At 73.8% G+C, this 1,406-nt stretch carries 1 protein-coding gene; it reads left to right on the forward strand.

Annotated elements, in window-relative coordinates:
* Positions 1-15: 15 nt before the first annotated feature.
* Positions 16-1,406, forward strand: a 1,391-nt coding sequence (locus IF89_RS47325) for a lytic transglycosylase domain-containing protein (RefSeq protein ID WP_051808156.1), incomplete at its 3' end; no start/stop codon positions are given.

The following is a 1,406-nucleotide window of genomic DNA, read 5'->3' on the forward strand; positions in this document are numbered from 1 at the left end:
GGGGATCGCCGCACTGTGAAGCCGCTTCACCGCCACATCGTCAACACCTCGCGCAAGGTCCTGTGTACGGCCGCGCTCGCGGCCAGCCTGACCACTGCCGCGGTCGTGTCCACTCCGTCGACCGCGGACGCGGGAGAGTCCGAACCGACCCCGGACAGTCCGCAGGCCACCGATCGCGGTGATGCCCGGCTCGACCTGCCGGACATCGTCGCCGACCCGCCGCCCGCCGCGGGGACGGGCACGGGCGCGCAGGAGGGCGCGAGCGGGATACCCGCGACCGCCCTCGACGCCTACAACCGTGCCGAGGTGGCCGTGGCGGCCGCGCTCCCCAACTGCAAGCTGCCCTGGCAGCTGCTCGCGGGCATCGGCCGGGTCGAGTCCGTCCACGCGTCCGGCTACGGCCTGAAGGCCGACGGCTACACCGAGAAGCCGATCCGCGGCCCGCGCCTCGACGGCAACGGCTTCGCCGAGATCCGCGACACCGACCGGGGCGAGTTCGACGCGGACGTGGTCTACGACCGCGCCGTCGGCCCGATGCAGTTCATCCCCTCGACCTGGGCCACGTGGGGTGCCGACGGCAACGGCGACGCCAAGCGCGACCCCAACAACATCTACGACGCAGCGCTCGGCGCCGGCCTCTACCTGTGCGCGGGGGGCCGGAACCTGTCCGTGGAGGCCCAGCTCGACAGGGCCATCCTCAGCTACAACAACTCCCGCGAGTACGTGAACACCGTGCTCGGCTACATGCGCCAGTACCAGCAGGGCGCCACCGAGGTGGCCAACCCGCCCGCCGGGAACTACCCGCCGGCGCAGCCGGGCACCCTGCCCACGCCGCGGCCGCAGAACCCGATCACGCCGACGCCGACCCCCAAGCCGACGCCGACGCCCACCCCGAAGCCCACGCCCACCCCGACGCCCACGCCCACGCCGACCCCGACTCCCACTCCGGAGAAGCCGGCCCCGCACCTGCAGCACCTGACGGTGCTCGACGGGCCGGGCCTCACCGCCGAGGCGGGCGCCGCCTTCACCACGGTCCCGCGGGTCAAGCTGCTCCTCAGCGACGGCAAGCCCGCCGCGAACCGGGACGTGGTCTTCGTGGTCGAGGAGGACGCCACCGGCACCCTCTTCGGGACGGCGAAGTCGCTGGTGGTCAAGACGGGCGCCGACGGCATCGCCGCCGCTCCCGGCCTGAAGGCCGGAGCCACCGCAGGCACCTTCACCCTGCGGGCCACGGCCTACGACACCACGACCCGGCTCAGCGTGGACTTCGCGGGCACGGTGACGGCGCCGGTCGCCGACCTGCTCGCCCGCCCGGACGGCTCGAAGCCGCTGGAGGCGGTCGCCGGTACGAGCATCAAGGGCGTCGAGGTCCGGGCCACGGCCAAGGGCAAGGCCGTCGCGGTGTC

Source organism: Streptomyces sp. NRRL F-2664 (assembly GCF_000719345.1).
Lineage (GTDB): Bacteria > Actinomycetota > Actinomycetes > Streptomycetales > Streptomycetaceae > Streptomyces.